We start from the raw sequence: 25,605 nt of genomic DNA, 5'->3' as shown, positions 1-25,605 counted from the left end.
ATATTATATTATTGCGGTCTACCTTTTTCATCTTTTCGATGACTATTATTTGATTCTCTTTTTTGCTTTACTTCTTCCATCTTTTTTTGCTTACGATCTTCTTTTTCTTGTTGTCGGTCACGTTTTCTTTGCTCATTTTCTAGCTTCTTTTCTTTCCCCTTAGATTGAGCATTTTCATTTCTATTCTTATTTCCTTTATTCCCGTTATTAGTGTTTTTCATTTCGTTTTTCTTTTCTGCTTGTTGCTGTTTTCTTTCATCTCTTTCAGCTAACTTTTCTTCTTTTTTACTTTGTCCTTTATTAGCTGGAGGAGACGATGAATTGTCTTCAGTTGATTGTTCTTCTTCTGTTACTTTAACATCCTCTTCAACAACTTCATCCATTTCTTCTTCCAAGATTACTTCTACAGCATTTTCTCTTTGTTCTTGCTGAACAAATTTCCCGGCAGACATTCCTTGTTCTTTTGCTTTTTCACGATTTTCAACACTTGTTTCGATAACAGTTACTTTTACTTCATTTTGCTTTATATCATTCGTAAGTTCGTTTACTTCTTTATCTATTTGAGCTTTAATTGCCAAATTCTCTATATTCGTAACAATAGAAGTGATGATAATTTCTTTTCCAGCTTCCATGTATCCTTGTTCCCGGAATAATTGTATCAGTTCTTTCGTCACGTCATGTATATGTTTCTTGTTCCAATCATCTACTAGTGCAATTAATACTTGACCGTCTTCATTATAAGCCTGCATTTCAATAACTTGTAACTTTTTATTTACAGCCATCTCTATACTAGGATTTATATCAAGTCCAACATATGCCTGCACTTCACTTTGTGTGAAACGAGGTAGTAAGGATAGCACTAATAAAATGGAAGCTAATACAGAAACTAGTTTCCACCCACGGAATGACAAATTAAAACTTTTCTTTTTTCTCTCTAAAGAAGTGTAAGGAAAAAATGTTGTTTCTTCCCCAATATCATACGTATCCCTTAGTTTTTTCCCTTTTATAAATTCACCTTCAGGGGTCAACATTGTGATATAGTCATGATGAACTTCTAACACAATCCCTTTTTTCACTATTAACCGCCCCTTTTAAATATTCATTTAAATATAAATAATCCCCAGATAAAATGATTGCAATTGCAATTATATATTTTCTATTTCTCTCTATTGTTTTACGACTAACTTTCACTAATCGCTCTAAATGTTTGATCGGTAGCATTTTTTTCTGGAACAAATGTACTTTAAGTTCTTTATTATTAACAAGTATTTCCGCAATTTTAATACAGTTTTCTCTTGCATCTGCATGCTTTGGCGAACATTCTATAAGATCTGAAATCGTCAAATCAAATTGAGCTAAAACTGTTTGATAATATAAAATTTCTTCTTTGCGTTGTGCTTGCTCTAATTGTTTTGTGTAATCTTCAATGGATAATGTTGCTTCTATTTGATTTGGTACATTTTCTTCTTCATTATTGGAATAGTTTGATAAGCTAACGGTATTATGCTTGCTTTCTTTTCTAATAAAATCAATGACCCGTCTTTTAATAATTAAGTCAGCAAAAGATATGAGTGAACTCCCTTTATCTGTCGAGTATTTATCAATTGCTTCGTTAAAAGCTATTAAACCAATACTGAATTCGTCATCCGATTCGTTAATGTATCTTTTACAAACAGAAGATACCGATTTCGCAATAAATGGTCGATATTTATCAATTATTTCATTTCGCAATTGGATGTTTCCAGCTTGTATTGCTAATACTTCTTCTTCTAATGTTTGCTTGCTTTGTTTTTTTCCGAACTTAAAAAGCAGGCTCAGCATTGGCTTCACCTCTCTCCCTTTCATACCCTTCGTAACCAATTTGGTTTTTATATGGGTAGTTTCATAAATTATTTTAAAGGAGACTTTAAATTTTAGCCACCTTATTTATATAAAGGTGGCCTTTTTCGGAAAAAAAGTCAATGTAAAAAATTGTATCGACCTTTTTAAGTTACAGTTGTATTAAATATTAATTACGGCCGTTTGCATTTCCTTTACCGTTTTGATTACCATTATTGTTTTTTTGCTCTTTTCCATTTCCATTACCTTGTTGTTTTTCCTTAGAAGCATTTTCATTTCCCTGTTGCTTTCCTTTAGAGGAATTTTCATTTTTATTAAGTTGTTTCTTTTCCTCTTCTTTCGTTTGCTTCTGCTTTACTTCTTTTTTCACTTGCTTTTCTGTTTCTTTAACAGCCTTTTTCTCTTCTTTTACAGCCTTGTTTTTTACTTGAGGAGATTGTTTTTCATCTTTAACACTATTTTCATCAGTGTTTTCTTCATTGTCCTCTTCAACTACCTCTTCTTCTGTATCAACCGGTGTTTCTTCGTTCACATCTTCTATTACGTCATCTTCAACAGGAGTTGTTTTTTCTTCTTCCAGTAATTCCGCTAATTGTTGCGCTAATAATTCTTCCTGTTCTGGGTATTTCGTAACTAATCGATCATATGCTCTTTCGATATTTCTTTTTAAAGCAGCTTTTGCTTTCGGGTTATCAATTTTTTTATAATTTTTGCTTAATGAAATGATATTTTGTGAAAGCTTCACTTCAAGGTCTAAACGATTGTCATCTTCAACAATTGTTTCTTCGTCTTCCACTATCTCTTCTTCGACCTCTATATCTTCTTCATTTGCTTTGTTAGTATCTTCTTCTGCTGCTAATTCTTCATCAATTTCTTCCATTTTTTCTTGGACTTTCTCCATCGCCTCTAAACCACGTTGTAATGTTTCTTCTGCTAGTTCCATTTCACCTTTTTCTAACAATGCCTCTGCTTCTAGAATTCGCTCATTCGCAATAGATAGTAATAGTTCAGCTTCTTTTTCCTGATCGATAGTAAACGCTATTTGAATTTTTTCAAAAAACGTTTTGACAAAATAAAAGAAATTACCTGGTACTAGAGAAACTTCTTCAAATTTCTCTGTTTCTTCTACCTCATCTACTACAGTAGAAGTTTTTAATTCTTCACCATTCACGTCTTCTGTTGTAACGATAATTGATGGCGCTTCTTCCGCATTCCATTTCCCAGTTTCACCTGAAGCAAACGCTGCAGTTGTAGGTGTTGCTGCTACTAACAATGCTGCTAGTGAACAATTTACGATTACTTTCTTCATGTATAAGTCCCCCTAAAATAGATTCACTACATTGTTACGATAATGTTTCATTTTTGACGGGGTAGCAACAAAAATTAAAATTAAAATACATCAAATTTCCTACAATATTTTTTCCATTTGACAAAATTTTCTCTCCTTGTATACTTGCGTACTATATAATAGGTTAGAAATGGAAAAAGCTACTCATTATAAGTAGCCACAAAAATAGTTATATATTGGAAAATACCATTTCCCTCGAATTCTAACTAAAAAACTATTTAATTAATATTCGTTTTTCTTTATTATATTGATGTTTTTTGTAATATTGGACCATCGTGTCGACCGTTGAATTAAAATTAGCACATTTAATTCCTGACCTTCTTAAATAATTCACTGCTTCCGAACAATCATAATTAGACTTGCATGTAAAATAATCTAACGCTTCTTTTTCAACCATTAACCACCTTCTTATAAAAGAAAACGATAATAATGCTTTTGATAAAAATAACGGAAATACTCCAAACGGCCTTTTATTTAACAATTGTCTTGCCATTAGAGCATACGCTTCTTTCGTTCCAATTGGGTTAGGATTTGTTAAATGAAACACTTTACTAGTTGTTTCATCAGTATGAGCTAAAAAGATAGTAGCTTGAACGATATAGTCTACAGGTACTACATTCAATTCTACATTTTCTTTGTGTAAATACGGAATAATTGGTGAATAACGAAGGCGTTGTAAAAAGTTTAAAATCATATAAGGACCATCAAATTTCGCAGTTTCTCCTGTTAGACTATCACCAATTACAATCCCAGGGCGAATAATAGTAGTAGGAATCTGTTCCATTTCTCTTTGTACTTCAACCTCCGCCCAAAATTTTGTTTCTTCATAGTGGTTTCGAAACGACTGATTGCGATCGAGTTCATACTCATATATTGTGCCTTTACGTAACCCAGCAACATACGCAGTACTAAAGTAAATTAACCTTTTTAAATGGGTTATTTTTTTTATAAATTGAATTACATTTCTCGTCCCGATAACATTAACACGATATGCTACATCTTTTTTCACAGCTAAATCATATATTGCAGCGAGGTGGAAAACATACTCAACTTCTTCATATATCCTTTCAAGATTAGTTGAGTCAATCTTTAACATCTCTTTCGTAATATCTCCTTCTATTATTTCAAATTGAATATGATGATATTGTAAAAGAGATAATTCTTCATTTGCTTTCTCTAACTGAGACGGTAAAACTAATAAGTATATTTTTGCTTCCTTTTCTTTTTTGGCCAGTTCTCGTACTAACTGCTTTGCAAGAAAGCCTGGAAAACCAGTAAATAAGTATACCCCCATTTTTTATCCCCCTAATAATTAAACTAAACCACATTTTTGTCTACCATTTTTTTATAAAAGGAAATCGTAAACGATTGGACAAACTAACGTTAAAATACAAGGAAATGTGGTGATATTACATGCACACGATGTGGAAAGGTTCTATAAGTTTCGGCCTAGTAAACATTCCAATCAAAATGTTTTCTGCTACAGAAGATAAAGATATAAAAATGCGAACCCTTCATAGTGAGTGTCACACACCAATAAAATATGAAAAGGTTTGTCCACACTGTGAAAAAGAGGTGGAACAAAATGACCTTGTTAAAGGATATGAGTATGTGAAAGGAAAATATGTCATTTTGTCCGATGAAGAATTACAATCGTTAAAAGAAGAGCATGAAGATAAAAGCGTAAAAATAATTGATTTTGTAAAACTGGATGATATAGACCCTATATATTTCAATCGTTCATACTTTTTAGGACCAGGGGAAAATGGAAGTAAAGCATATTCATTACTTCGAGAAGCACTACAACAGTCAGGTAAAATTGGTGTTGCGGAAATTACGATACGCTCCAAGCAACAACTAGCAGTTGTTCGTGTTTATCAAGATTGTTTAGTAATGGAAACTGTCCATTATCCTGATGAAGTTCGCAATGTAAAAGAAGTTCCTGCAGTACCGGAAAAAGCAGAAATAAATGAACAAGAGTTAAATACAGCGATGCTACTTATTGATCAACTTACAACAGAGTTTGATCCTGAGAAATATCATGATGACTATCGGGAAGCAGTATTGAACTTAATTGAACAAAAAGTGAATAGTGAAGAAGGTACGATCACTCCTCAAGATGCTGCACCGAAAACAAATGTTGTTGACTTAATGAGTGCTCTACAAGCAAGTATTGAAAAGACTAAAAAGCAAGAACCAAAAACGGCCAAACCTGCCAAGCAAACTCCTTCTACTTCTGGGAGACAGGATAAAGCTGAAACGGCTAAATCGGAGTCAACCGGACCGAAAAAACGAACAACACGAAAAAAAGCGACAGTTTAAGATTGTCGCTTTTTTATTTTTATAAAGAATGGTAAACAATAGAAGTAATAAGTTTTCGTTAGAAAGGAATCGAATTACCTTGCTAAAACCGATGCTGCCAACGTTACATGCAAATGCACCAATGGAAAAAGAGTGGGTTTATGAAATAAAATACGATGGCTTTCGTTGTATTACGACGATAAATAAAAATACCATTTCCCTTCAAAGCCGTAACGGTCAAATGTTAAACGATTCATTTCCAGAAGTTGTCCGTTTTTTAGAAACATTGAGTTCGCGTGGATTAACATCCTTTCCAGTTGTACTTGATTGCGAATTGGCTGTTTTACAATCGGACTATAAAGCAAACTTCCAAGCCATTCAAAAAAGAGGTCGAACGAAAACACAATCAACTGTCGAACATTTAGCTAAAGAAATACCTGCTACATTATGCGCTTTTGATTTATTACAGCTTGGAACAGAACAAATGATGAACACACCATATATTCAGCGAAAAGAAATACTATTAAAGCTTTTTAAACAGTTAGAGCTACCAGAAAACACCGTCCACCTTTCCGATAAACTGCTACAATATGTTCCTTTTTTTAATAAGTACGATGACATTTGGAACATCGTTCTTACGCATGATAGCGAAGGAATAATTGCTAAAAAGACGACAACAAAATGGGAAGGAAAACGAACTACTAATTGGATTAAAGTAAAAAACTATAAGATAGCTTCTTGCTTCATAACTGCTTATCAAAAAGATAACGGTTATTTTCATATTGGAGTTTTTGATCAGAATGAGAAAATTGTATCTATCGGTTTATTTTCACACGGTTTAACGGCAGAAGAACGCAGTGCCCTTCTCCAAGTAATAAAAAATAATAATATAGAAGAAAACGATCGTTACATAAAAGTACCACCAAGCATTTGTGTCGATATTCACTATCTTGAACTTTACGACAAAGAATTACGCCATCCTGAATTCAAACAATTTCGGTTAGACTTGCAACCTAATGAATGTACAATAAGTAAGATCATGGAGAAAAAGGTGAACATTCCAGAGAGTGTCCAACTAACTCACCCGGATAAACCGATATGGGAAAATCCACTTGTCACAAAAGAAGAATATATACACTATTTAGTTGAAGTTGCACCACACTTTTTATCATTTTTAAAGGATCGCCCGTTAACTGTTATTCGGTATCCGCATGGAATGTTCGGTGAAAGCTTTTATCAAAAAAACTGTCCTGATTATGCTCCGAATTTTGTACAAACAGTAAATCATGAAAATATTGAGTATATAGTATGTAACAATTTGGAAACGTTATGTTGGTTAGGAAATCAATTAGCAATTGAGTATCACATTCCGTTTCAACCTTTTCAGCATACGAAACCTAGTGAAATTGTATTTGATTTAGATCCACCGTCTGTTGATCAATTTTCATATGCGATTAAAGCTGCAAAAATGATGAAAGAGGTTTTTGATCAGCTAAACTTACATTCTTTCGTAAAAACATCTGGAAGAAAAGGAATTCAAGTGTACATCCCTCTACCTGACGACACGTTCACATACGAACAAACGAGAACATTTACAGAATTTATTGCAAACTATTTAATTTCAAAAGAACCAAGCCTCTTTACTATAGAACGACTCAAAAAAAACAGAAACAACAAGCTGTACATCGATTACATCCAACACTGGGAAGGAAAAACAATTATCGCTCCATTCTCGCCACGTGGAAGTGATTTTGCAGGAATTGCGATGCCTCTTTATTGGGATGAGGTGCAAAATAATTTATTACCTAAACAATTCACTATGAAAAATGTTGTCCAAAAGCTAAAAGAAGACGGTGATCCATTCCAAAGCTTTTGGAACGTTAAAGAAAAACAACCATTTGAACCGGTCTTGCAGTTTTTACGAAAAGTATAAAGAAGAGTAAATGTGGAAAGGATGTTCGTAGATATCTCTTTTAAAGGAGAAATGCGATATGTATACCTTTTCTATTCAAGAACCAATCGTAATCGATAACGAACTAATGGTGATAGAATTTAAAGATGAATCCGAACCATTCGATGGAAGCCAATTTAAACTACATATGGATGCACAATCATACGATGTAAAAAAACTAACGGTCTTTCGCCCCCGATTAAACTTGTGGCAAGACATTACAGCGATGCTTTCTCCCTTTTATGTAGCAGCCGTAAAAAATGAATTGCTACATCAAGTTTCTGTTCTTCAAAAAGGAAAAATATCTTAAAATTGAGCAGATTAAAGTGTGAGACATTATTTTCGGCGTTCACTTTAAAACCGCGACGCCTAATTTTTTTCAAGGATCGTAAATGAAATTATAAAAAAAGTTGCCCCTTTGACTATCGGGACAACTTCTTTTTATACGAAAAACCATACATACGCAAAACTAATAATAGCAACAAATAAACTTGCAATCATGCCAACAAGTAGCGGCTTACTTCCTAGCTCTGTAAATTTACGCCAGTCTACTTGAAGTCCGACACCTGCCATGACGATAATGACAAGAAACTTGGCAATCTGACCAAATATAGCTGATACAGAATCAGAAATAATGCCAAATGAATAGAAAACGCTCATTAAAACGAAGCCTATGATGAATATTGGAAACGCCTGCTTATAATGTACAGGTTCGTCCTTCGTTTTTCTAACTAGTATAAATATAATAGCTAAAACAAGCGGTAAAATAAATAACGTTCGTACAAGCTTAACAGTCGTTGCAATTTCTCCTATTTCATCACCAAGTAAAAACCCGACTGCGACAACAGATGAAGTATCATGAATAGCGGAGCCAATCCAAATACCAATTTGTAGAGGCGTCAAGTCTACCATTCTAGCGATCCAAGGATAAACTAACGTCGCAATAATATTGAACAGAAAGATTGTAGAAATCGCGTAGGCAGTTATCGATTCCTTCGCAGAAACTACTCCTTTTACGACTGAAATGGCTGTTGCCCCACAAATACTTGTTCCAGACCCAATTAATAAACTTAATGTAGATTCAATATTAAACAGTTTACCTACAGCAAGCGTGATGGCAATTCCACCAATGACCACTAAGAGGATCAGAAAAATAGACTGCATACCGATGGAAACAATCGATTGGACACTTAATGTCGCACCGAGGAGAATGATCGCTAGCTTTAATACTCTTTTTACGACAAAACTTACTCCCTTTTGGCTCTCGGGTGAAATAGGCATAACATTACGTAATAGCATCCCTATTAAAAGTGCAAAAATAACCGCCCCTATAATTGGAAATAATTGACCGAGAAAATAAGACACAGTAGCAATTGCCAAACATAGTAGCAACCCTATTGCCCATTTAAAATGTCGTGCTTTGATGAAACTAATCATTTTTTCGACCTCTAAATTATTATAAATTTTACATACCTTTTATATTTTATCAAAAGAAAAAAAACTGTCGAGACTTAAACAGTTTTTTTCCTACATTTACATTATGCATTTAATCGATGGAATTGCTTTCTTAACCCTTCGCCAAAAACATTAAAGGCAAATACAGTAATCGCAATTGCTAGTGCTGGGAAAAACGGAATCCAAAAAATGCCGCGAATGATATCCCCTCTCGCTTGACCGAGTAACGTCGCCCAGTTGTTACTAGTATTGACAATATCACCTGCACCGTACGTAAGTTGTAAAAAATCTTGTGATAAAAATATGCTAAAAATCCCTAATTGCCCTATTAACAATGCTGTTCTACCTAAGTCTAAGAAAAATTGTATAACAACTTCAGGTAGTGCATTAGGAATATAATAGTTTTTGTATAAGTGTAAAGGTTTTACTCCTACTGTGATTCCAGCTTCCACATATGGTGTTTTACTAATAGAATGGAAATGCTGTTGTAAAACTGTACCAAGTCTACCTACTTCAATGAATGCAATAATGAAAATGGCAAAAACAGCTCGATGCTCATGGAACGTCAGCATCGGTAAATGTAATAAAATGATAGCAGAAAAAATAACTGGTAGTGCTGAAAAAATTTGATTCCATCCTTGTAAAAAAGTGTGAAATGGACCTTTTTTTCCGACTGCTAACAGAGCAAGAACCATTGCTAGGGCATACCGAATTCCTGTTATTAACACAATTAAAAATAAAGTTTCTTTCGCACCTACAATAATGACACTGAACATGTCTCTTCCGTCTCGGTCAGAACCGAACCATTTCTCACTTGAAGGTTCAAACGGAGCCGTTTCTATTCCACCTTCAACGAACACAACACGTTCCTCTGTTAGTTCCCTGTCCACAACAGGTAAATATGGTCCCACAAATGCTATTAAGATTAAAATAATTAGTAGAGTTCCACCAATCCAAAGTGGCCAATTTCTATTCATATACAGCCCCCCTATTTCGGTTCAACTATCCGAATAATGATTTGTGAACAAATTTGTGCTATTAAAACGATTAGCATAAAACAAATCCCTATTCCGATAATGAGACCTGATTCATCAATATATACCATTCCAGAGCGCAATGATGATTTCACATCAAAAGCGTAAAAAAGTCGATATGCTGCCCCACGATAGTCGAGTAAAAACTCTACAATTAATAGATTCGATAATAAATACATCATCGTGGAAGGTAAATTAGTAAAAATCGGGACAACGCTATTACGAAACATATGATTTTTTAGAACTTGGGTTTCCGTTAAACCTTTTGAGCGCGCAACTTGTATGTACGCTTTCCCTTCCTCATTTGCAAGTGCAGTAGAAGTAATTCTAGCTACATACATCATTGGGTATAGTGAAACTAAAAGGGCGGGCAAAATAAAACTGTACCAATTATCAGTTCCTAACATTCTTACGAGCGGGATATGAAAAATAAAAACATATTGCAAAATTAAGATGAAGAAAAAATCTGGTATTGATTGGATTAACCAAGTAAAGCCTCTGCCAAATGGGCTAAACTTTCTTTTCGGATCATAATAGTCATAAATTCCTTTTAATAGTCCGAACAAAAGTGTTAATATAAAGCCCGTTACGATAACGATTAAGCTTCTAGAAAAATACGAAACTAGCTCTTCTTCTGCTGTCGTATTATATCTAGTAGATCCTAACGTTTTATGCTCAAATAAATTAGTGAAAAAAGTTTTTATATTATACTGGTACGCTTGCCACGAAAATTGGTAATCGTACTGAACAGTCATCGCCCTTCCTACATCTGTTACTTCAGGGCTTCTCGGAAAAAGGATTGCTAGCGTTAACAACAGTGCAACAACAAGAAAAAATAAAACAGACTTACCTATACTCCAAACTAATTTCATCCCCATCACCTACAATTATTTGTTAGGAAAATTTTACATGACGAAAGAACTAATTGCAATAATTTTGTTAATGTTCTGAAATATACATGTAATAATATAGGCTTGAAAAGAAAAAATACGGGATGTTATATTTTATTTTATGTATACTATAGTTGAGGTGGGCTTACATTGACGAAAATTATTGATAGTTTTATGGAAACATATACATATGAATTTTGGACTGATACAGAGCTTTGGACCGATATCGGGATTTCAGTCGGAATTCTATTACTCTTCCTTCTATTCCGGAAGTTATTTACGAGGTACGTATTTAAGCTTGTCTTGTCACTTTCAAGAAAAGTACCGACTGACATCTTTTCCTATATTGTCGTAGCATTCGAAAAACCAATTCGGACGTTATTCGTCGTGATCGGTATTTATTTCGCCCTTATCACTGCACCTTTTGAACTAATTAAATTAGCTACTGCGAATAAAATATTACAAACGGTGATCGGAATACTTTTTACTTGGGGAATTTTCAACTTTATTCCTTCCTCTTTTAAATTATTTACGTCGTTTACCAATCGCATTGATTATCAATTAGACCAAATTGTCATCCCGTTTTTAACTAAAGTTGTCCGGGCTATTTTAATTGGACTAGCATTGAGTTTAACACTTGATTTATGGGGCTATAACGTTAGTGGATTTGTCGCTGGGCTTGGACTTGGAGGACTTGCATTCGCACTTGCTGCACAAGAGACGTTAAAAAACTTACTCGGCGGGTTTATTATCGTGACAGAAAAACCGTTTTCCATCGGAGAGTGGATTAAAACACCTAGTGTCGAAGGGACAGTTGAAGACATTACGTTTAGAAGTACGAAAGTAAGAACGTTCGCACAAGCAGTTGTTACTGTACCAAATTCTGTTCTATCGAATGAAGCAATCATTAACTGGTCGAAAATGGGAAAACGCCAAATACAATTTCAACTAGGTGTTCAATATGACACACCTCGAGAAAAACTGGAAACCGTTGTTCGCCGAATTGAATCATTACTTCAAAATCATGATGACGTTCATCAAGAAACCATTATGGTCCGATTTGATAATTTCGGTGATAGTAGTTTAAATGTATTTTTATACTTCTTTACTAAAACAACAGTATGGGCTGAATTCCTTCGGGTAAAAGAAGACATCAACTTTAAAATTATGGAGATTTTAGAAGAAGAAGGCGTACAAGTTGCATTCCCTACACGTACACTTCATATAAGCTCCATGCCAAACGAAGAAGAACGAAAAGAATATTCTGTACAATAATTGATGAGGCTGAGACAAAACTAAAATGATCATGATAAAAAACGAACTATCGCAGGATTTAGCGGAGGAAATATACGTAGACTCCTCGAAAAATGCCTCCGCATTTTTCTTCGTGCGATGTTTCGCTGCCGAAGCCTTCCTTGTCCTGCGGGAGGAAAGGCATAGGTGAGACCCCGCAGTGCTTTAGCACGAGGAGGCTCACCAGCCCGAAAAGCGCAGGCGGCTCGCTCTGGTCCAATCAAACTGGAGCTTTCCCGCAGGAGATAAAGGAATCACGACGAAACGGTAGTTGAGTCGATGATGACTTATCGTACGGAGGGAAAGTGAAGTTTGAGCCGGACCAAGCCGCCGGAGCTAGACACGCCCGCGGAAAGCGAAGTATATTTCCGGAGCGACTTTCCCCCGAAATTTATTGTTCGTTTTTTTCTTTGATTTAAATAGTTGTGTCTCAACCTTTTTTTATTTTCAATGATTTTATCTAGTTTCCTCTCTTTAGACGGTATGCAGATTGGGCTCGTACCCTCCTTCACCTACATACCTAGGTACGACTTACGACGAAAGTCTGAGAAAAGTACAGTCAGAAGTTGAATTTGTTTTTAAATGAGGGATGGTACAGTAACCTTAGAGGTGAATAATATGAAAATTTTAAAAATAACATTAAAAACCCCAAACTTGTTAGAAACAATACGCTTTTATCAAAAAGTGTTAGAGCTTCCAGTAGTTAGGGAATGGGAAGATGGCGTAACATTCCAAGTTGGTAAATCCTTACTTAGCTTTATCGAGGAACCTAGTATTTCTACTTTTTATCATGTTGCTTTTCGAACGACGACAGTGCATTTTGATATGATGTATGAGAAATTAAGTCATTTAGATATTTTGTTAGAAAACGAAGCTGGTGAAACTAGCATGTTTTGGAAAGGAAAACAATTATACTTTTTAGACCCAAACGGTAATGTTTTCGAAATATTAGAAAGGTCTAATCTAGACACTGAAAAACTTGATATGTTTTATGATATATGTGAGATTGGTCTTCCTACTGAAAATATTGAAAGAATGAAGGACTTTTTGCAAATGGTCCCAAATCAATATGCTTCTACTAGTGAATTTTTTCAATTTTTTGGTGATGAATCAGGCGTATTTGTATTATCCAAAAAAGGACGACATTGGTATCCAACTGAGCGAGATTCACAAATTGATCCGATTGTAATGGAAATAGAAGGCGCAATAGAACAAGTACTACACCATCCTTCTTATCCTTATACAGTAAAAATAAAGGAAAAATGGAACGAGCGTTTACCAGTTCACCAATTACGGATTGCTCGACCAACTGATAAATGGGAAGAAGTGAACTCCTTTTACGGTGATGAGGGATTAGGCTTGCGTCGGATTGGAGGATTTAACAAAAATGGCTATGAAGGTGTTATGTATGGACTTCCTAGTTTCGGAGTACATTTAGAATTTACTCGGCACGTAAATGGTAGTCCCTGTCCAGCACCGACTGAAGATAATTTATTAGTGTTATACCTTTCAGACCATGAAAAAATAGATGAAATGATAGAAAGGCTAAATAAATTAGGCGCATACGAGGTCCCTCCTGTAAATCCATATTGGGATAAGCAAGCTCATACATTCGAAGACCCTGATGGTTGGAGAGTTGTGCTATGCCATTCTAGTGGAATTTAATATGATTTTTATCAAATACTTTTTGAACTGAGATCCTTTTCAATAGAAAAATCGAGCTAATATTGCTCGGTTTTATTATTGCTCTTTACCTTCTGCATATTTCCAATATAATTGGCCTGATACTCCCACACCTTAAGGAGTGGGGTTCTAATTTACTTATATACTTCTCCAAAGCTCTCACCGGAAGAATCTTCTAGTTACAACACAAAGGAACTCATATATGTTCAATTAGACTTTTACAACCAAAGAAACCTCTGTTTCTATTAGCGGTTGTTTCGGCTCGTATCTAAACCGATATTAAGTTTTTTATAAACCCATGCTAATAGGGGTTTTTTCTTTCTTTTTCAACCTTGTTATTTCTAAATCGTGCATTTTTCTAAATTTATGGAAGCGTTGTTCACACATATTTCTATCTATTTCATCCAAGCTTTCCTTACAGTTCATTAATAGAAAAGCAGAATATAAATCTCGTTGGATTTTACAGAAACCAAAGTTGTTCCATCTTTCGTGAAGTTTTTTCTTTTCATATGTATTAGTGAAATGATTATATTGACTTGCTTTTGTAAGTGTTGTATTTACTTTATTTAATCTTAAGCCTTTGTATTTAAGTTTGCGTTCTATAATCCTTAGTAACATCGCAGGTGCTCGATTGCTGATCGTTCTTCCGAATCTTTTCTTTTTATTGAATTTGCCTTTTTCATTCACCGTTGTTTCTTTCGCTCTTCGTTGAAGTCCCTTAAAACTCATGGTTTCGACAAATACAACGTTACCTAAAGCAATGATGGAGTTAGCTAGCGTTTCATGATCCTGTTTTCTTTTTGCTCTATTCAACCTCTGCAACTCTTTTAATTGACTCTTTTTTCTCATATATCGTTTTGAAAACAGCCATTTGTCTTTATTGCTAGTATCAATCGTGCCGTCTTTTTTATATTTTAATGGATTGCTTGCTCTTTTACTTCTGTCCATACTTCTTTGGATAATCCTTATCTGTTTATCTAAATCAATAACACCAGGCGCAAGCTCCGTCAGCATAACTTTTGTTTCAGAACAGACTGCCACAGTAGAAATCCCTATATCAATACCTACTCTTTTCTGAGTACAACTATTATCTTTCATCCCTTTGGAATTGTACTTTTTCGGAGGCCTGCCTTCGTGTACTAATTGAGCGTAGTATACATATTTATTCTTAATCCATTCTCTTTTTATTCTAACAAATTTTATTTTGTCTTCTAGCGCAAGGTGGGCATAGTCGTCTTTCTTTTTAACGATTGTTCTAAGAACTAGACCGTTCCAAAATATATTGCCATCCTTGTATCTGATACCTGTTGAATTAGACTTCCCTTCAACGGAATACATTTCACCGTACTTTTTGAAATGCACTTTCTTTCCTTGTTTGTACATTAATTTTTCAAAAGCTTTGAAAGCTCTTGTGGCAATTTTTTGGCTGGTAAATGAATCTATATTCTTTTTAAATTTATGTTGCATCGGTTTCACAAACTCATGAAGAGAATACTCGGCTAATCCAAACTCCTTATTCAACTCTAAAAATAGCTTATTTCGCTTTTTTCCCTTTTCCATCTTACAAACAACTTTATACTTTTTTGATTGTTTTAAAGCTGTATATCTTTTAAGCAGTTCTCTTAAGCATGCATTATACATGCCCCTACATAACTCGAACCGCTTAGATAATTTATGCTCTTGATGGATTTCAGTTTTTATTCTTAACGTTAGAACATAACTTGGAGTTTTAGATTTAGCCAATGCACTCACCTCCCTATAGTGATATTTTACCATATAAGAACGTGCGTTCTCAATAAAAAATCGGACAATTTATATCTGAAGACATATCTTGTTCGACATCACTTTCATCTAACACCTAAAGGAGTGCCGTTTAGGAAGTTCTGTAATATGGCAGCTCGGTATGTTTCTAGCTTTTTCTTATCAGTTGGATGATAGTTAATTCCTCTCTCCTTTAATTGCTGAACATACCACCCTTTTGAAGCATAATGTGCCATCCTAATTCCCCCTCCATCTTTTCTCTAAACTCTACTTAATAAACTATGTTTTTTTACAAATCTATGCTTAATATGAAAAAAAGATTCCAGTCTTGGACTAGAATCTCGTAAATTTATTTAATTGCTTTTTCCTTTAATGCTAGAAATTGAGTTTCTGTTTCTTTTTCTGCCATTTCCATAATTTTTGCACGTAGAGGCAACGGTGGGTCTCCATCAATTCGAATACTACAATCGAGAATTTCTGGGTGATTTGGTGAAAACATAAACTCTACCTTTACTTTGTAGCCTTCGATTTTTACATCCATCGTACAAACTTTATTTCCCATATATTCTGTAATTTTCATCTGACGTTCCCCTCCTTAAAATAATCTACATTATATATTTCAACATTATTTTAATAATTCCTGTTTATTTCACCAAATTTTCCGATAATTCCCTAAGAAAAAAGGATGATCTTTTTTTCATAAGACCATCCTTTTAAGCAATTTTAATAGTTTTTTTCAATATATTTATTTAATCTTCTAATTTCGCGGTTGGAGCCATATGCATGAGTAATCCCCCAAACCTCTTGATTATTCGAATCAACTAAATAAAAATGAATGTCATTGAAAATTCTACTCAAATACGTTAATGACAACGAATCACCATCTCGCTCCACTAAATGAATGAGCGCTTCTGCTGTTTCCATATCATTTAACACTCTACCACTTTCAAATCCAAACGTTTTTAACCAATGAACAGTGCTTTTTAATTCTTTCCATCCATCTGAAGTAATAAGATCTCTATATTGTTCAGGATGAATGGCAACATTTTTTTGTAAGTAATGATGTTGGAGTTTCAATTGCTCTAACACATTTTCTCTTTCTCCTTTTGTAAATACTACATCAACTTCATACTCCTCATGTTTAATATCAGGAATATTCGTAATTTGAGTAGATGAAAACCATCTACCTCCTTCTTTAAAATCTAGAAAATGAAGAATAACCGCTATAATAAATATGAAAAATATATATTTAATAATCGTTTTAAGTTTCACTGTACTCCTCCTATACTATTGTTATTGTTTCAAAGTCTTTAAGTTTTGACAATCGTTCCATTCCAATTTACTATAATTAGTAGCATTACATTGGAGTGATACGATGAGATTAAAATCTTTTATAGCTATCCTAGTGGTATCGATAGTTTTATCAGCATGTCAACAAGCAGAGCTGGAAGAAAATACACCGGCACCGTTAGAACACCTATTCCTAAACGCCGATTTAAATTATGAAGAATATAAAATTATCCTTCAAGATGTTGTACAAAATGTTAAAAACATGGATATAGACGATCCAAATTTGGAAAAATGGGTAATTCGTGTAATCGGAGACGAAAAATTAATGAATAAACGAGATTTATCCAAAGAAGAAGCATTACAAAGTGCAACTGAACGTTATGAGTACATAACCGTTTGGAAAGATCATGCTCGTACTACTTATAATATCGTTCTTACAGACGAAGAAGTTAATACGTGGATTGAAAATAATGTTGTTACATCAGAAGATATACCTCAGCAAAAAGCATTTGCAGAAGCACTCGGATTAACGATCGAGCAATTGATTGTTGAATGGGATCGTGATTTGTATGAACAGCAAGTATACTGGGAAAAACTTATTCCACTCTTAGAGGAAAAATATGAGACGAGTGATCTTCAAGTTTTATCAGAAAAATATGAGTCAGAAATAGAAAAATAGCCTTATACTTAAATTATTATGTCAATAGAAAAGGAACTCCCGATTTTTTGTCAGGAGTTCCTTTTTTCTCATTATTTATATACCTTTACTTTCACTTCTTTTACGCCCCAATTAATTGCATCTTGTTTTTTGGGTATGAAAATATCGATTTTGTTACCTACAATTGCACCACCAGTGTCTCCAGCTATTGCTTCTCCGTAGCCTTCTACATATACTTTTGAGCCTAACGGAATGACTGAAGGATCGACCGAAATAACTTTCATATCTGGGTTTTCTAATAAGTTAATACCTGTTGATGTAATACCAGAACAGCCCTCACAAGTTGCTGTATACGCAGTAGCAACCATCGTTAGTTCTTTTACAACTTCTTTGTCACTACTATTGCCTGTTTCATCTTTAGCTGTATCTTCCACTTTCTTTTCTGTTTGATCAGCATTAGTTTCTGAACGTTTTTGTTCATTAGCGTGAACTGGTTGTTCGGTCGGAGTACTATCGACTTTCGATTTCTCCTCTACCTTCACCTCGTGTTTTTGCTCTGAAGCAACTGTTTCATCTGTTTTTGGTTTTGCTGTTTCAACCTTTTTTTGCTGTGTGTCAGATCCATTGGGACTCCCTTTCAAATACACTTTTAACGTATCTCCAGCATAAATTAAGTCTGCATTTTTAATAGAATTCCATTTTTGTAGACTTTGCCACGAGATTCCACTATAGTTCTCAGCTATTTCGGATAGTGTATCTCCTTTTTGTATATGATAGCTTTCTGTAAGGGCAACTTTTAACCTTTCCTCTGGTCGAATAATATTTGAGGAGAGATCGTTCCAATCTTTCAATTCCTCTACGGAAATTTGATGCTTATTGGCGATATCCCAAAGTGTATCACCTTTTTGTACGGTAACTTCATCTGCAGATGCACTTCCTACAAAGCTAAATGCCCCAGCGATTGCAGCTGCTGAAACAAATGAAAGGATGCCTTTTTTCATATTCTTTTCCTCCATCTTTCATATGTAAGTTTGTCTAACGAGTTTTATGTTACCATGAAAATTCCGGAGACAAAGAACAAGCCAATAACAATTCCGTTACATCAGTAACAGAAAGATAAAGGATTTGTAATAACCATTCCTTATTTTTCTAGCCTTGTGAACTCCCCCCTAAATAAAGGGTTTAATAGGAAAAAAAACGACTCTCACTAGAGAATCGCTTTCACTTACTGATAAAAACTAATAACACCCATAAACACGAAGAAAATAATAATAATTATGATGACAAGAATTAATGTACCGATACTTTTCTTACTTTCACTTCTACGAAATAGTCCAAACAAAATAATAATAACAATCATAGCAAGAAATAAATTAATGACTGGAAGAAGGAATTGGAAATCCATACTATCACTCCTCAAAGTAGCTTTGACAATACAATTTCGCTCTTACAGTATAGCATTCCTTCCTTCCATTAAAATTTCAATAAAAAAATTAAAACCAATACGTCATTATTTCCCATATTCCTAGCACTATTAATATAATTCCAGTAATCTGTTGAAGAGCAACTCCAAACTTACGACTTTTCTTTACTAGTTTCTTTGCATCAAACAGCCATAATAGTATAAAGAAAAATAGCAATGGAACAGTTGTCCCAATTGCGAACAACCCAGGATAAATAAAACCAACTGGTGAGGCTAACGCTACAGGCATGAGCGTTAAAAAGAATAGTACAAACATAGTCGGACAAAAAGCGAGTGAAATCGTAAATCCTAATAAAAAAGGTCCGAATAACTTTATTCGCTTGACTCTTTCTGAAAGCTCGAAACTAGTCCAATTCCACCGCAAACGAAAAACTCCGAGAAAGAACAAACCGATTAATAGAAACATAGGTCCAACTAATTTTCTTAACAACGGAAAATACGGAGTTAACGCACTCCCTATTTCTCTACCAAACAACCAAACAATTCCACCTAACATTGTAAAAGCTACTATCTTTCCGACGGTAAACGAAAGCAATGGCAGGAAAACTCGTTTCTGTTTGACAGCTTGATTACTATATAAAAAGAAGACACCTGCATTACCAGTAATTTGGCAAGGAACAAGAGCACCTACGACACCTAGTAAAAATACAAAGAGTATCGGTACGTGTTGTAGTTGCTGGCTCAGTTGTAAAAACGGCTGACTAAAAAATTGGCTTATTTCACTTAATAGTTGGTACAAAGTACTTCTCTCCTGTATATTAAGATACATTCACCGCTGCTTTTAACTTTTGTTTATGCGAAAATAATAGCGCCATAATAAAAATTATGAGTGTTACCGTTATGAACGATCCATGCATGATCCACACCATTACTTCCATTGAGAACTTCTCTAAAATTGCTGGTGCAATAATAAATCCAACCGCAAACCCAAGCGATTTTAAGAGCATCCCTACTCCAAAAACTCTTCCCCTAATAGAATTATCTGCTTTCTGCAAAATGCTTGCATGTAACGTGTTAAAGGACGCATCGAATATGCCGGTAATAAATGCAAAAAGAAAAATGATAAATAGTATATTACTAGATAAAAACGTTATAAATCCTACCGACATGAACATTTCAGCTACAAAATAAACAAAGTAAATTCTATCATCTCTAACGATTTTTAGTTTTGGTAAAGTATATGTTGCGAGAATGGAACCAATGCCCCATACTCCCCAAATCATTCCGTAATAAAACGTTTGTCTTTCGAATGAAATACTTTCCGCCAATAGTGGAATACCTAGGTTATGAGAACTGCCTGCAAAAGCCCCAATTAAAAATACCGTGTTCACCATTAATAATAATGGTGCTACTTTTAAATAAGCAAATACTTCTTTCATATCAAACCAAATGGAAGTTAGTTTATTTTTTACACCGCTTAATACCTTTTTGGACGTTTTTGTACCTGCTTCCCATTTAACCGCTAGTAAAACTAATCCTGAAAAGATGTATGTTAAAGAATCAATCAATAATGTCACATTTGTACCTAATAGCTCCGTTATAATCCCCGCCCCGATAAAGCCAACTACTAAACTAATCGATGTCAGTCTTGCTACGAGTGAATTCGTCTCTACTATTTTATCTTGACCAAATATTTGTGGTATTTCAGAACTAAAGCTTACCATAAAACATGTGTTTAATAATCCGATGAGAAAGGCAACCGATACTACCATGATTGGTTCCGGAAACGGTATTAGGAGAAGAATGATTGCTGCACGGATAAAGTCCGTATATATCATTATTTTTCTTCTATTATATCGATCTGCCAATATTCCTGAAAATAAGCTTGCTACTACTCCTCCTATCGTTCTTGCAGCCATTACAGCAGCCATCCATACAGCGCTTCCCGTCGCCGTATACACAAGTACGTTTAAAATAATGATATCCATAAATGAACCAAAATCTGATAATGCCTTTGTATATAATATGTATTTCTTTTTCATCCTAGCTAATCTCCCTTATACTTATATGTTCATTATTTTAATCTTCACATAAGTATTTCGCAATACGAAATGATAGAGATATCGAAATATTTATTTAAGTTTCCTTTTTCTGACTTTATAATAGAAGTACAAAGGGGGTAACAGAATGATTCGATTAGAAAAAGTAAGTAGCGTTAATTTCCGACAATGTATTAATTTAAAAGTGGCAAAAGATCAAGAGCAGTTTATCGCACCTAATATGTACACAATTGCAGAGGCATATGTAGAAGAACATCTAATTCCATATGCAATTATGGTGGAGGAAGAGGTTGTTGGACTTTTAGCAACCGAAAATATTCCCGACGAAATGGAAGAGGATCGTTTCTGGATTCCGCGTTTTATGATTGGGGAAAAGTATCAGCGTAAAGGTTATGGAAAAGAGGCAATGCAAGAAATAATTCAAAACCTTGCAAAAGACCCTACTTGCTATCGTATACGACTCTCGGTTGTACCAGATAACAAGCAAGCAATGAATTTTTATAAAAATATTGGTTTTATTAGCACAGGAATAATCGCCCACGGAGAAGAAATAATGGAGTATATAGTAAAGTAACACGCCTACCAAAGTATGTAGTCAATGTATTACGAATTTATAATAATAGAAACAAAAGCTCACTACAAATGCGAGCTTTTTTCTATCTGACTGCCCCCTTTAATCAGTTAAATCCATCACAACTTCTGTTAATCGATGCCTAATAACTAGTTGTGTTTTTCGAGCTTGATTATGTAGATGTTCAATATCTTCTGTTTGTATTTCCCAGCCAAGCTTCGTTTCTTCCTCTAACTTTTTCACTTCCGATTCAATTATCGATTGATGTTTTATGTACAGTTGTTTTGCTATTTGCTCATCTTGGAATTCTTCCGGGAGCTTGAAATGTAGGTTAGCTAGCCATTCTTGAAATGCCTCTTCTCCTTGACTATTAAACCTGCTTTGGAGAGAACTAACTATGTCTGCTGCAAAGCTTGCGCTAAGCCCTATTTTTTTCATTCCCATCTCTAGATTTTTCATTGTAAGGTTATGTATATTGTTACTATGATTTAAAAACTTCCACATTTTATCATCTCCTTACTTATATAATAAGAAATAAACTCACTATTTGCGAGTCCATAAGACAAGGTGAACCTCGTTAGTTATCTTATACGATTACATTTTTAAATAGTTTCATATTCTATATCGGAAGTTTAATTTTTAAACATAAGACAAGAAAAAAACTCGGATCGAGCACGACCGAGTTTCTTCTATTATATATAATGGTTAATTGTTCTAATCATGTTCGTGTAATCATCGCATTTTTACGCTACAACTATACTTGAAACTGGTTTTATTTATCACCGAGTGCCATTTTTTTATCACCAAGACGGTTTTATTTATCACCGCGTGGCATTTATTTATCACCAAACTGGTTTTATTTATCACTGAGTGCCCTTTATTTATCACTGAGTGCCCTTTATTTATCACCGGATACCGTTTATTTATCACCAAACCGGTTTTATTTATCACTGAATGCTGTTTATTTATCACCGTGTCGGTTTTATTTATCACCAAGACCTTTTTATTTATCACCGGGTCCCATTTATTTATCACCAAACCGGTTTTATTTATCACCAAGACCTTTTTATTTATCACCGGGTCCCATTTATTTATCACCAAACCGGTTTTATTTATCACCTGTTCTCTCCATTACTTAACGCTATAAAATTGCTCTTCTTCCGTCGACCCTTTTAAAGCTTGAGTCGAAGCTGTACCGCCAGTAACTACTTTTGTTACTTCATCAAAGTAGCCTGTTCCAACTTCACGTTGGTGGCGTGTTGCTGTGTAACCATATTTTTCACTTGCAAACTCGTTTTGTTGTAATTCGGAGTAAGCACCCATGCCACGCTCTTTGTAGCCTCTTGCTAATTCGAACATACTGTAATTTAATGCATGGAAGCCAGCAAGTGTAACAAATTGGAATTTATAGCCGTATTCTGCAATTTTCTTTTGGAAGTTTTCAATCGTATCATCGTCTAATTTCGCTTTCCAGTTGAACGATGGAGAACAGTTGTAAGCTAACATTTTTCCTGGGAATTTTTCATGAATTGCTTTTGCGAACTTCTCCGCTTGCTCTAAATTCGGTTCTGACGTTTCACACCAAATTAAATCTGCATAAGGAGCATACGCTAACCCGCGTGCAATTGCTTGGTCAATTCCTGCTTTTGTACGGAAAAACCCTTCTGTCGTACGTTCGCCAGTTAAAAACGACGCATCGACTGGATCAATATCACTCGTAATTAAATCCGCTGCATCTGCATCTGTTCTAGCTATTAACACTGTCGGTACGCCCATAACGTCGGCAGCTAAACGTGCAGAAATTAAATTTCGTACAGCTGTTTGCGTTGGTAATAATACTTTTCCACCTAAATGACCACATTTTTTCTCTGAGGATAATTGGTCTTCAAAGTGAACACCAGAAGCACCTGCTTCAATCATGCCTTTCATTAGCTCAAAAACATTTAATTGTCCACCAAAGCCTGCTTCAGCATCAGCTACAATTGGTGCAAAATAGTCTACATCGCCACTTCCTTCTAAATGTTGAATTTGGTCCGCACGTTGTAACGCTTGGTTAATACGCTTCACTACACTTGGTACACTGTTTGCTGGGTATAAACTTTGATCTGGATACATTTGTCCAGAAAGGTTTGCATCTGCAGCAACTTGCCATCCACTTAAGTAAATTGCTTTTAATCCAGCCTTCACTTGTTGAATTGCTTGATTACCAGTTAATGCTCCTAGTGCGTTTACGTAATCTTCTTCTTGTAATAGTTTCCAAAGCTTTTCTGAACCTCGCTTCGCTAACGTATATTCAATATCAATTGATCCTCTTAACTTTAATACTTCTTCCGCCGAATACGGTCTAGTTACACCATTCCATCTTTCTTGTAATTCCCAAGTTTCCTCTAATTCTGCTACTCTTTTCTCCATTGTCATTTCGTTTCTCCCCTTTTTTTAAAATTATAATAAACGGTATGCAGGTAACGTTAAAAACTCTGTAAATTCATCTTCTATTACTAGTTGTAAAAACAACTCTACTGCTTGATCTAATTTTCCTTCAGAAAAGTGAGACGGGCCAACTTTCTTTAAGATTGCTTGTTTTTCTTCTTCCACAAACAGTCTCACTAGTGCTTCGTCAATATTTCGACCATCCTCTAAAATTGCTAAAGGTTGGCGAATCCATTGCCATAGTTGTGCCCTAGAAATTTCTGCCGTTGCTGCATCTTCCATTAAATGAAATATCGGAACTGCTCCTCTACCATCAATCCATGAAGCGATATATTCGATGCCTACATGTATGTTTTGACGAAGTCCAGCTTCCGTAATCTTTCCGACTGGTACTTGGAGAAGTTCTTCTGCTGTTACCGTGAAATCTTCACGTTTCTTTTCAATTTGATTAGATCCTGTCATATGTTCATCAAAAACTTCCATCGCAACTGGAACTAATGCAGGATGAGCAACCCATGTGCCATCATGTCCGTCCATCACTTCGCGCAGTTTATCTTGGCGAACTTTTTCAAAAGCAGCACTGTTCGCCTCTTCATCGTTCTTTACCGGGATTTGCGCAGCCATCCCCCCAATTGCATGAGCATTTCGTCGGTGACAAGTTTGCACAACTAATTGTGTGTATGCCCTCATGAACGGAACCGTCATCGTTACTAAACCACGTTCTGGTAAAAAGAAGCCGTCTTTATTACGGAATTTTTTTAAGAAACTAAAGATGTAGTCCCAGCGACCGCAGTTTAAACCTGCCGCATGTTCTTTCAATTCATACAGTATTTCATCCATTTCAAATGCAGCTGTAATAGTTTCTATAAGTACAGTTGCTTTAATGGTCCCACGTTCAATCCCTAATTCATTCTGTGCAACACAGAACACTTCGTTCCAAAGCCTTGCCTCTAAATGACTTTCTAGTTTTGGCAAATAAAAATATGGCCCACTTCCATTTTCGATTAATTTTTTTGCGTTATGATAAAAATAAAGTCCAAAATCGAAAAGACTTGCTGACACTTTTTCACCGTTTACTCTTACATGTTTTTCCTCTAAATGCCATCCTCGCGGACGAACGAGTAACGTTGCAATATTGTTATTTAGCTTATATTCCTTTCCATTATCAGCCACGAAATCTATTGTACGATGAACAGCATCTTTTAAATTTATTTGTCCTTCAATCACATTACTCCAAGTTGGGGCTGTCGCATCCTCAAAGTCTGCCATAAAAACTTTTGCACCAGAGTTTAATGCATGAATGATCATTTTGCGGTCAACAGGTCCAGTTATTTCTACTCTACGATCCTCTAAGTCTTTCGGAACAGAACCTACTGTCCAGTCACCGGTCCGAATATAATCTGTTTCTGTTAAGAAATGCAGCCTTTCCCCACTATCTAATCGTTTTTGTCTTTCCTTTCTTTCTAATAGCAAGCGATTCCGTTTTGCTTGAAACTGTATGTGGAGCTTTTCAATAAATTGCAATGCTCCTTCTGTTAGTACAGTGTCATAATGACGATTCATTGGACCAATTACTTCTACACCAACGGTTTCTGCCTTCAACTTCTCTCCTCCTATT

Annotated in this window: 25 protein-coding genes and 1 pseudogene; 8 read left to right on the top strand and 18 right to left on the bottom strand. The window is 35.0% G+C overall.

The window, feature by feature from the left end; all coding sequences use genetic code 11:
- Positions 1–8: 8 nt before the first annotated feature.
- The 4 genes from O1A01_RS11675 to O1A01_RS11660 form a co-directional block, all read right to left on the bottom strand.
- Entirely contained in the window at positions 9–1,076 is a 1,068-nt protein-coding gene (locus O1A01_RS11675; RefSeq protein WP_066420480.1) for an anti-sigma-I factor RsgI family protein, read from the bottom strand.
- Positions 1,042–1,830 carry an RNA polymerase sigma factor SigI gene (gene sigI / locus O1A01_RS11670; RefSeq protein WP_270066316.1) on the bottom strand — a complete coding sequence of 263 codons (789 nt, stop codon included), beginning with the start codon at positions 1,828–1,830 and terminating at the stop codon, positions 1,042–1,044. The genes O1A01_RS11675 and sigI overlap by 35 nt, the downstream gene beginning before the upstream one ends.
- A 178-nt stretch (positions 1,831–2,008) precedes the next feature.
- Positions 2,009–3,148 carry a DUF5667 domain-containing protein gene (locus O1A01_RS11665; RefSeq protein WP_270066315.1) on the bottom strand — a complete coding sequence of 380 codons (1,140 nt, stop codon included), beginning with the start codon at positions 3,146–3,148 and terminating at the stop codon, positions 2,009–2,011.
- Positions 3,149–3,401: 253 nt separating this feature from the next.
- Positions 3,402–4,481, bottom strand: a complete 1,080-nt coding sequence (locus O1A01_RS11660; protein WP_066420474.1) for an SDR family oxidoreductase — start codon at positions 4,479–4,481, stop codon at positions 3,402–3,404.
- A gap of 119 nt (positions 4,482–4,600) precedes the next feature.
- On the opposite strand from O1A01_RS11660, the gene ku reads away from it, so the two are divergent.
- The 3 genes from ku (at position 4,601) to O1A01_RS11645 (ending at position 7,749) form a co-directional block, all read left to right on the top strand.
- Positions 4,601–5,509 (top strand): non-homologous end joining protein Ku, encoded by a 909-nt coding sequence (gene ku / locus O1A01_RS11655; protein WP_270066314.1) that lies wholly within the window; start codon positions 4,601–4,603, stop codon positions 5,507–5,509.
- 79 nt (positions 5,510–5,588) lie between these two features.
- The gene (locus O1A01_RS11650; RefSeq protein WP_328225199.1) at positions 5,589–7,421 is read left to right on the top strand and encodes a DNA ligase D; all 1,833 of its coding nucleotides are present in this window, start codon (positions 5,589–5,591) and stop codon (positions 7,419–7,421) included.
- Positions 7,422–7,479: 58 nt separating this feature from the next.
- Positions 7,480–7,749 carry a hypothetical protein gene (locus tag O1A01_RS11645; protein ID WP_066420469.1) on the top strand — a complete coding sequence of 90 codons (270 nt, stop codon included), beginning with the start codon at positions 7,480–7,482 and terminating at the stop codon, positions 7,747–7,749.
- A 131-nt stretch (positions 7,750–7,880) separates the two neighbouring features.
- Here the strand turns inward: O1A01_RS11645 and O1A01_RS11640 are convergent, their stop codons facing one another.
- The 3 genes from O1A01_RS11640 to O1A01_RS11630 form a co-directional block, all read right to left on the bottom strand.
- Positions 7,881–8,876, bottom strand: a complete 996-nt coding sequence (locus O1A01_RS11640) for a YeiH family protein (RefSeq protein ID WP_066420468.1) — start codon at positions 8,874–8,876, stop codon at positions 7,881–7,883.
- Positions 8,877–8,977: 101 nt separating this feature from the next.
- A complete protein-coding gene (locus O1A01_RS11635) occupies positions 8,978–9,871 on the bottom strand; it encodes an ABC transporter permease subunit (protein WP_066420466.1) in 894 nt (297 codons plus the stop codon).
- 11 nt (positions 9,872–9,882) lie between these two features.
- A complete protein-coding gene (locus tag O1A01_RS11630; RefSeq protein ID WP_066420462.1) occupies positions 9,883–10,800 on the bottom strand; it encodes an ABC transporter permease subunit in 918 nt (305 codons plus the stop codon).
- A 168-nt stretch (positions 10,801–10,968) separates the two neighbouring features.
- Between O1A01_RS11630 and O1A01_RS11625 the strand changes: the two genes are divergently transcribed.
- The 3 genes and pseudogenes from O1A01_RS11625 (at position 10,969) to O1A01_RS11615 (ending at position 13,776) form a co-directional block, all read left to right on the top strand.
- Complete coding sequence (locus O1A01_RS11625) at positions 10,969–12,093, top strand: mechanosensitive ion channel family protein (RefSeq protein WP_235858288.1); 1,125 nt, start codon at positions 10,969–10,971, stop codon at positions 12,091–12,093.
- 600 nt (positions 12,094–12,693) lie between these two features.
- Positions 12,694–12,999 (top strand): annotated as a pseudogene (locus O1A01_RS11620) (VOC family protein); the annotation flags it as partial.
- Between the two features lie 363 nt (positions 13,000–13,362).
- On the top strand, positions 13,363–13,776 hold the full coding sequence (locus tag O1A01_RS11615; protein ID WP_270066406.1) for a VOC family protein: 414 nt from the start codon (positions 13,363–13,365) through the stop codon (positions 13,774–13,776).
- 306 nt (positions 13,777–14,082) lie between these two features.
- Here O1A01_RS11615 and O1A01_RS11610 read toward each other — a convergent pair whose 3' ends face one another.
- From O1A01_RS11610 to O1A01_RS11595, 4 genes are all read right to left on the bottom strand, one after another.
- The gene (locus O1A01_RS11610) at positions 14,083–15,546 is read right to left on the bottom strand and encodes a transposase (protein ID WP_270066313.1); all 1,464 of its coding nucleotides are present in this window, start codon (positions 15,544–15,546) and stop codon (positions 14,083–14,085) included.
- A gap of 95 nt (positions 15,547–15,641) precedes the next feature.
- Complete coding sequence (locus tag O1A01_RS11605) at positions 15,642–15,791, bottom strand: YflJ family protein (protein WP_084380671.1); 150 nt, start codon at positions 15,789–15,791, stop codon at positions 15,642–15,644.
- Positions 15,792–15,904: 113 nt separating this feature from the next.
- Positions 15,905–16,135: a hypothetical protein gene (locus O1A01_RS11600; RefSeq protein ID WP_270066312.1), complete on the bottom strand. Its 231-nt coding sequence runs from the start codon at positions 16,133–16,135 to the stop codon at positions 15,905–15,907.
- 143 nt (positions 16,136–16,278) lie between these two features.
- The gene (locus tag O1A01_RS11595; RefSeq protein ID WP_066420178.1) at positions 16,279–16,827 is read right to left on the bottom strand and encodes a hypothetical protein; all 549 of its coding nucleotides are present in this window, start codon (positions 16,825–16,827) and stop codon (positions 16,279–16,281) included.
- 103 nt (positions 16,828–16,930) lie between these two features.
- On the opposite strand from O1A01_RS11595, the gene O1A01_RS11590 reads away from it, so the two are divergent.
- The gene (locus O1A01_RS11590; protein ID WP_270066311.1) at positions 16,931–17,524 is read left to right on the top strand and encodes a hypothetical protein; all 594 of its coding nucleotides are present in this window, start codon (positions 16,931–16,933) and stop codon (positions 17,522–17,524) included.
- A 71-nt stretch (positions 17,525–17,595) separates the two neighbouring features.
- Here O1A01_RS11590 and O1A01_RS11585 read toward each other — a convergent pair whose 3' ends face one another.
- From O1A01_RS11585 to O1A01_RS11570, 4 genes are all read right to left on the bottom strand, one after another.
- Positions 17,596–18,504, bottom strand: a complete 909-nt coding sequence (locus O1A01_RS11585) for a LysM peptidoglycan-binding and 3D domain-containing protein (protein WP_270066310.1) — start codon at positions 18,502–18,504, stop codon at positions 17,596–17,598.
- Between the two features lie 224 nt (positions 18,505–18,728).
- Positions 18,729–18,908, bottom strand: a complete 180-nt coding sequence (locus O1A01_RS11580) for a hypothetical protein (RefSeq protein ID WP_066420174.1) — start codon at positions 18,906–18,908, stop codon at positions 18,729–18,731.
- Between the two features lie 88 nt (positions 18,909–18,996).
- A complete protein-coding gene (locus O1A01_RS11575) occupies positions 18,997–19,725 on the bottom strand; it encodes an urease accessory protein UreH domain-containing protein (RefSeq protein ID WP_066420173.1) in 729 nt (242 codons plus the stop codon).
- A gap of 19 nt (positions 19,726–19,744) precedes the next feature.
- The gene (locus O1A01_RS11570) at positions 19,745–20,968 is read right to left on the bottom strand and encodes an MFS transporter (RefSeq protein ID WP_270066309.1); all 1,224 of its coding nucleotides are present in this window, start codon (positions 20,966–20,968) and stop codon (positions 19,745–19,747) included.
- A gap of 145 nt (positions 20,969–21,113) precedes the next feature.
- On the opposite strand from O1A01_RS11570, the gene O1A01_RS11565 reads away from it, so the two are divergent.
- Complete coding sequence (locus O1A01_RS11565) at positions 21,114–21,560, top strand: GNAT family N-acetyltransferase (protein ID WP_066420170.1); 447 nt, start codon at positions 21,114–21,116, stop codon at positions 21,558–21,560.
- Positions 21,561–21,659: 99 nt separating this feature from the next.
- On the opposite strand, the gene O1A01_RS11560 is transcribed toward O1A01_RS11565, so the two are convergent.
- The 3 genes from O1A01_RS11560 to aceB form a co-directional block, all read right to left on the bottom strand.
- On the bottom strand, positions 21,660–22,061 hold the full coding sequence (locus O1A01_RS11560) for a hypothetical protein (protein WP_066420168.1): 402 nt from the start codon (positions 22,059–22,061) through the stop codon (positions 21,660–21,662).
- A gap of 627 nt (positions 22,062–22,688) precedes the next feature.
- Complete coding sequence (gene aceA / locus O1A01_RS11555) at positions 22,689–23,969, bottom strand: isocitrate lyase (protein WP_094366295.1); 1,281 nt, start codon at positions 23,967–23,969, stop codon at positions 22,689–22,691.
- Positions 23,970–23,999: 30 nt separating this feature from the next.
- Entirely contained in the window at positions 24,000–25,589 is a 1,590-nt protein-coding gene (gene aceB / locus O1A01_RS11550) for a malate synthase A (protein WP_443081804.1), read from the bottom strand.
- Between the last annotated feature and the right edge of the window lie 16 nt (positions 25,590–25,605).

This window comes from Sutcliffiella sp. NC1, assembly GCF_027594365.1.
In the GTDB taxonomy this organism is placed as follows: Bacteria; Bacillota; Bacilli; order Bacillales; family Bacillaceae_I; genus Sutcliffiella; species Sutcliffiella cohnii.
Note: the sequence above shows the minus strand (reverse complement) of the source record. Positions and strands in the feature narration are given on the sequence as shown.

Coding starts and splice junctions, on each gene's coding strand:
- O1A01_RS11665 (WP_270066315.1), bottom strand. CDS start 3,148: ATGAAGAAAGTAATCGTAAATTGTTCACTAGCAGCATTGTTAGTAGCA.
- O1A01_RS11660 (WP_066420474.1), bottom strand. CDS start 4,481: ATGGGGGTATACTTATTTACTGGTTTTCCAGGCTTTCTTGCAAAGCAG.
- ku (WP_270066314.1), top strand. CDS start 4,601: ATGCACACGATGTGGAAAGGTTCTATAAGTTTCGGCCTAGTAAACATT.
- O1A01_RS11645 (WP_066420469.1), top strand. CDS start 7,480: ATGTATACCTTTTCTATTCAAGAACCAATCGTAATCGATAACGAACTA.
- O1A01_RS11640 (WP_066420468.1), bottom strand. CDS start 8,876: ATGATTAGTTTCATCAAAGCACGACATTTTAAATGGGCAATAGGGTTG.
- O1A01_RS11635 (WP_066420466.1), bottom strand. CDS start 9,871: ATGAATAGAAATTGGCCACTTTGGATTGGTGGAACTCTACTAATTATT.
- O1A01_RS11630 (WP_066420462.1), bottom strand. CDS start 10,800: ATGAAATTAGTTTGGAGTATAGGTAAGTCTGTTTTATTTTTTCTTGTT.
- O1A01_RS11605 (WP_084380671.1), bottom strand. CDS start 15,791: ATGGCACATTATGCTTCAAAAGGGTGGTATGTTCAGCAATTAAAGGAG.
- O1A01_RS11600 (WP_270066312.1), bottom strand. CDS start 16,135: ATGAAAATTACAGAATATATGGGAAATAAAGTTTGTACGATGGATGTA.
- O1A01_RS11590 (WP_270066311.1), top strand. CDS start 16,931: ATGAGATTAAAATCTTTTATAGCTATCCTAGTGGTATCGATAGTTTTA.
- O1A01_RS11585 (WP_270066310.1), bottom strand. CDS start 18,504: ATGAAAAAAGGCATCCTTTCATTTGTTTCAGCAGCTGCAATCGCTGGG.
- O1A01_RS11580 (WP_066420174.1), bottom strand. CDS start 18,908: ATGGATTTCCAATTCCTTCTTCCAGTCATTAATTTATTTCTTGCTATG.
- O1A01_RS11570 (WP_270066309.1), bottom strand. CDS start 20,968: ATGAAAAAGAAATACATATTATATACAAAGGCATTATCAGATTTTGGT.
- O1A01_RS11565 (WP_066420170.1), top strand. CDS start 21,114: ATGATTCGATTAGAAAAAGTAAGTAGCGTTAATTTCCGACAATGTATT.
- O1A01_RS11560 (WP_066420168.1), bottom strand. CDS start 22,061: ATGTGGAAGTTTTTAAATCATAGTAACAATATACATAACCTTACAATG.
- aceA (WP_094366295.1), bottom strand. CDS start 23,969: ATGGAGAAAAGAGTAGCAGAATTAGAGGAAACTTGGGAATTACAAGAA.